This window comes from Oscillatoria sp. CS-180, assembly GCF_028330965.1.
Lineage (GTDB): Bacteria > Cyanobacteriota > Cyanobacteriia > Phormidesmidales > Phormidesmidaceae > Halomicronema.
The window spans coordinates 1-4775 of sequence record NZ_JAQMUB010000014.1; the positions used below are offsets into that span (position 1 = coordinate 1).

At 51.5% G+C, this 4775-nt stretch carries 6 protein-coding genes and 1 pseudogene; 5 read left to right on the top strand and 2 right to left on the bottom strand.

The window, feature by feature from the left end:
- The 4 genes and pseudogenes from PN498_RS02030 to PN498_RS02045 all read left to right on the top strand — a co-directional run.
- A pseudogene (locus PN498_RS02030) lies at positions 1 to 285 on the top strand (hypothetical protein); the annotation flags it as partial.
- Between the two features lie 163 nt (positions 286 to 448).
- The gene (locus PN498_RS02035) at positions 449 to 646 is read left to right on the top strand and encodes a hypothetical protein (protein WP_272061008.1); all 198 of its coding nucleotides are present in this window, start codon (positions 449 to 451) and stop codon (positions 644 to 646) included.
- Positions 643 to 927 carry a hypothetical protein gene (locus tag PN498_RS02040; protein WP_272061009.1) on the top strand — a complete coding sequence of 95 codons (285 nt, stop codon included), beginning with the start codon at positions 643 to 645 and terminating at the stop codon, positions 925 to 927. Before PN498_RS02035 ends, PN498_RS02040 begins: the two co-directional genes overlap by 4 nt.
- Before the next feature lie 30 nt (positions 928 to 957).
- Positions 958 to 1191 carry a nucleotidyltransferase domain-containing protein gene (locus PN498_RS02045; RefSeq protein ID WP_272061010.1) on the top strand — a complete coding sequence of 78 codons (234 nt, stop codon included), beginning with the start codon at positions 958 to 960 and terminating at the stop codon, positions 1189 to 1191.
- Positions 1192 to 1330: 139 nt separating this feature from the next.
- Here the strand turns inward: PN498_RS02045 and PN498_RS02050 are convergent, their stop codons facing one another.
- Positions 1331 to 2143, bottom strand: a complete 813-nt coding sequence (locus PN498_RS02050) for a carbon-nitrogen hydrolase family protein (protein WP_272061011.1) — start codon at positions 2141 to 2143, stop codon at positions 1331 to 1333.
- Positions 2144 to 2547: 404 nt separating this feature from the next.
- Here PN498_RS02050 and PN498_RS02055 point away from each other — a divergent pair, with 404 nt between their 5' ends.
- Positions 2548 to 3900 carry a Na+/H+ antiporter NhaC family protein gene (locus PN498_RS02055; RefSeq protein ID WP_272061012.1) on the top strand — a complete coding sequence of 451 codons (1353 nt, stop codon included), beginning with the start codon at positions 2548 to 2550 and terminating at the stop codon, positions 3898 to 3900.
- Positions 3901 to 4452: 552 nt separating this feature from the next.
- Here the strand turns inward: PN498_RS02055 and PN498_RS02060 are convergent.
- Positions 4453 to 4775, bottom strand: a 323-nt coding sequence (locus tag PN498_RS02060; RefSeq protein WP_272061013.1) for a hypothetical protein, incomplete at its 5' end; no start/stop codon positions are given.

The following is a 4775-nucleotide window of genomic DNA, read 5'->3' on the forward strand; positions in this document are numbered from 1 at the left end:
AACCTCGACAGCGCCAACCTCGACAGCGCCAACCTCGACAGCGCCAACCTCGACAGCGCTATCCTCATCGAAACTGGATTAGGTAACGCTCAAAATCTAACCCGTGAACAACTGGAAGGCGAATATCCGCCGCTGATCTGTAATGCTTCGCTGCCTGCCAATATCACCATAGACCCTAATCGAGATTGGGAGCGGTTGGCGGCGGTGCTTTATGATCGCTATCCCGACAAATTTGAGACATTGGAAGCGGCTGAGCAGTGGGTGGAAAAGCGACGACCTCGTTGATAAGGATGAAGGCAATAGGCGAAGAAATAACCTAAAGGCTGTCAACGCTACGGTGGCTTCCTGCGCTGCTAGCTGCTAATTTTTCGCTCACTTCGTCCTGGTATCAAAATTAACTTGCCTTTGGGGAGCAAATCGACTACTATCAGCAACCATAGCTGTATCCGTGCAGCTTGCTCTCCCCGAATATTTGGTCGGCGGCACTGGTAAGTGGTGGGACACAAACCAGCGCCTAACCCGCAGACAGACCAGACCTGTCGTACCGGCTGTGCCTATTTTAGGTCGCCCGACGCTAGCTCTTGTCCGAGGGCGACTGAGTCTTCGGGGATTCACCCAAACTGATTCTTTGGAGGAATCCCTGTGATTACCATTCAATACTTTTTGCCGTCTCATCATACGGAGGCGGCACCGCCGTCGTTGCCGAGCCCGCCTGCTCATCCCCAACGACGGCACAAGCGTCTGCGACTTTATCTCGTGGGTACTGAGGCGGATACCCAGAGGGCCATTGACTTGTTTCACCTGCGGGGCTGCATTGAGCGCATCGAGTGGAGTCCGAAGATTGATGTGCCGGAAAACGGCGTGTTGATCCGTCAGGATCCGGGCGATGTGTTGCGATATTTGCAGCGCGACAGGCTGTTTGAATAACGGGTAGGAGTGCGGGTTCTAGCGTAGCCAATGCCCTCACCCCAACCAGGCTCTCAAGCTTGGGAGCCTGGTTCCCTTCCCTTAGAATTGAGAAGTGATGTCGATTTCTTAGTCGAAATGGAGTCTGGGCGAAGCCTGCTGGATTTAGGCGGATTGTTGATGGATTTACAGGATTTATTAGACTGCCGGGTCGATATTGTGACTCAAGAAGGGTTGCGATCGCGAATTTGTGACCGAGTGCTTGCTGAAGCCGTAGACCTGTAGGGATCTCCAGGAGAGTATTGACCACTGGTGGGGTGTCACTAGCGCAGCGTTGCACCACAGCCAGGTATTTTTGTGTTTAGAGATCTTCTACAAGACGCGATCGCCTCATAGGGACGCGCTAGCACGTCCCCACAAAACATTAGATGAAAACGCGGTGTTGGAGGGAGGGCATTTGTTGGCGAACTTGGGAGAGGCGGGCGGGGTTGATTTCCGCGATCGCCACCCCAGCATCGACCCCGACATCGTCTAGAACAATGCCCCAGGGATCGACGATCATGGCGTGGCCGTGGGATTGGCGACGCCCGTTGTGAAATCCGGTTTGGGCGGGGGCGATGACGTAGGCCGTGTTTTCAATAGCGCGGGCCTGAAGCAGCACTTGCCAGTGGTCTTTTCCAGTGAAGGCCGTGAAGGCTGCCGGAATCATCAACACCTCGGCTCCCATCTGGGACAGGTGGCGATACAGTTCTGGAAATCTGACGTCGTAGCAGACGGAGAGACCGAGATGGCCCAATGCCTTGGATGGGTGAACCGCAGGTAAATCCTGTCCCGAGACGACTGTGCTCGATTCACGATAGGTGTTGCCGTCGGGTAGATTCACATCAAATAGATGGACTTTTTCATAACGCATCAGCTCACCACCATCGGGAGCCACCAGCAGCGCTGTGTTGTAAAACTTGCCGTCTTGCCCTGGCACTGGATAGCCCCCGCCCAACACGGTGACCTGGTGGCGCTGGGCCATTTTCTTGAGAAATTGCTCGCTGGCATCGCAAATGGCTTTGGCGTGGGCTTGCTTGGCCTCTTCGTCACCCAAGAATGAAAAGTTTTCGGGTAAGGTGACGAGTTCAGCGCCTTGCCGCACTGCTAAGTCAATTAAATCTTCAGCTTGGGCCAGATTCTGTTGCAAATCAGGCACGCTGGTCATTTGTAGAGCCGCTGCCAGGTAAGACTTCATTCGCGATCGCCATTGATAGACTTCGGACTACAATTTTACGCGGATTTGTGACCGGACTGATGCTCGAAACGGTTGACTCATGGTTTTTAGGGGTTTTCTCGGAGGAGCTTCATCGCGATTTCATGAGCGCCATCGATAGTGCCCGCCCGTCAGTACTGCGAACAGTTGAAGTCTGCTAAGGAATGAATGAATTTTAAGTTCTGAGTTTTGAGTTTTGCATGATTGAGTTATCAGCGAATCCAAAGCTTAAAGTTGATCCTTAAATAAGTTCCCGTTCCTAAGGGGATCTCCAGGAAAGAAATGTACAAACCTAGATGGCTACAGCTATAAACCAAGGACAGGCACGGCAATGCTTGTACCATAAGGCTTCTAGAATTAATTGATGATGCGCCCTAGGTCAAGGTATGGGTATTGCGATCGCCCTGACGGTCTCATTTGTAGGATTACTCCTTGCCGTTCAGCAGGGAATCTCCATTTTTTACCCCTTGTTGGGTGCTCTAAGTTTGATGACCGCCGTCTATTGGCGACGAGGTGTTGGCTTACGCCCGCTGTTGGGGCAGATGAAACAGGGGGTTCAGCAGTCTTCAGGAGTGCTCAGCATCCTGATGCTCATCGGCGTTGTGGTAGCGAGCTGGCTCGTTTCCGGCACTGTTCCAGCGCTGGTTTTTTACGGCCTGAAGCTGATTCATCCGCAATGGTTTTTGGTCTCAGCCTTCGTCCTCACGGGGATGGTCTCGGCCCTTTTGGGCACGTCCTTTGGCAGCGCGGGCACCATCGGCCTAGCGCTGATGATCATGGCGCGAGGGGCTGACGTTCACGAATATTGGGCAGCGGGAGCGGTGATTTCAGGGGCGTATGTAGGCGATCGCTGTTCTCCCATGTCCTCTAGCGCTCACCTGGTTGCCACCATCACAGGCACTGACATCTATCGCAATTTACGAAACATGATGATTACGGGCTGGGGTGCCCTGGCGCTATCCGTATTGATCTACGGTGCAGCTTCTCTTCGGCATCCCTTATCGATTGTCGAAAATCCGCTATTAGACAGCATCCCGACAACCTTTGTGATTCATCCCATCACGCTTTTGCCAGCTGGACTGCTGGTGGTTTTGACATTGTGCCGACTACCTGTCCGCCGCACATTGATCATCAGCCTAGGAAGCGCGATCGTCCTAGCGCTGACCCTCCAGTCTCAGTCCTTGGTGACCGTGATCACAACCCTCGTATTGGGGCTACGGCTGCCAGAGACCGATCCGTTAAGCGACATTTTTCGTGGCGGCGGGTTTTGGGCTATGGCACAGGTCTGTGGAGTTGTTCTAGTTTCGACAGCCCTGGCCGGACTCCTTTCGGGACAAGGCACTTTCAACTCGGTGGGACATGGGTTAGCGCGCTGGTCGGGCAAGCGAGGTCTCTTTGGCAGCACCGTGTTTGCGGGAGGACTCACCAGCGCCTTTGGCTGCACACAGACCATCGCCATCCTGTTGACCCAGCAAATTACCCAACCCCTATATGTTGCCTCGCGAACGAGTCAGGAGCAGCTCGCCGTGGATATTGAAAATTCTGCTGTGGTGATTGCTCCGCTTATTCCGTGGAATATTGCTGGCTTGGTTCCTGCAACCGTCATCCTGACTGATTCAGGCTTTATTCCCTATGCCATTTATCTCTATCTTTTGCCGATTTGTAACTGGTTGTTTCGTGCAGTCTTACCCAATTCTCCCATCCGATTGGAGCGAACGGAGCGAAGCATTTCGATGTAACAATACCTCACAAAGTTATGCAAAGACTTGTCGCTAATTTTTATTGCAAGTAGCGATCGCTTCAACACTCTTATCAGCGTGACTAGACAATAAAAAGGAGTCAATTGAAGCGCTTTTATCTAAAAATGAATGCTTTTTGTTACCCCATGGCAACTATGGAAGACAGCCATAGATAAATCACAAACTTCTAGAGAAAGGATTTGGGATCACTAGATAGCGCATCTGATTGACTTCTATCACAATGAAAGGTGTGACGGTGTGATAGTTACCTCAGTTTTGATGAACATCTAAAAGCTCCTGAAAATTTAGCACAATGGCTGCTTCAAAATGTGGAGTTGAAATGATCTTCCTTTAGATAGCTGCTGAACGAATTTACCTGGTATTTCATTAAATTAGTGTTTGATTATCAGACAAACATCATTCGCTCTTTTCAATGATGAAGTCAACGGAGATGGCCTCTATCCTTGTCTGTGAACCGAACACTTTTCAGGCAAATTCATTTAATAAAAGAATCATCGAAAAGTGAACCATGAAATGTAAGTTTTGCAAGCATTATGAATTTGAAGGGACAAGAGGTGGAGTTTGTAAGTTACTGAGCGCACCTGTGCAGGGGGATTGGCCGTTTTGTTCCCTCGGCTGTTCGGCTGTTGCCGTTAGCGCTGACATGTCTCCAGAAGAACCCGAATCCTTCTTGATTACGCCAATGAATGAGGATTGGACGTTGGGTAAAACCTTGACGCCTCTGCTGACTCGATAGACGTACCGCAGGCGAGCGGTCAGGCAGGTCAGACGTCCAGAATTCAGTCTCGGACAGGCGATCGCGGCTCCCCACAATCTGCCAAAGTTTGGGTTTATCCTGCGAGGGGTGGGGGGGG

Bases quoted from the DNA above. Each gene is read 5' to 3' on its own strand.
- PN498_RS02045 (WP_272061010.1), top strand. From the start codon at position 958: ATGCCCTCACCCCAACCAGGCTCTCAAGCTTGGGAGCCTGGTTCCCTT.
- PN498_RS02055 (WP_272061012.1), top strand. From the start codon at position 2,548: ATGGGTATTGCGATCGCCCTGACGGTCTCATTTGTAGGATTACTCCTT.
- PN498_RS02050 (WP_272061011.1), bottom strand. From the start codon at position 2,143: ATGAAGTCTTACCTGGCAGCGGCTCTACAAATGACCAGCGTGCCTGAT.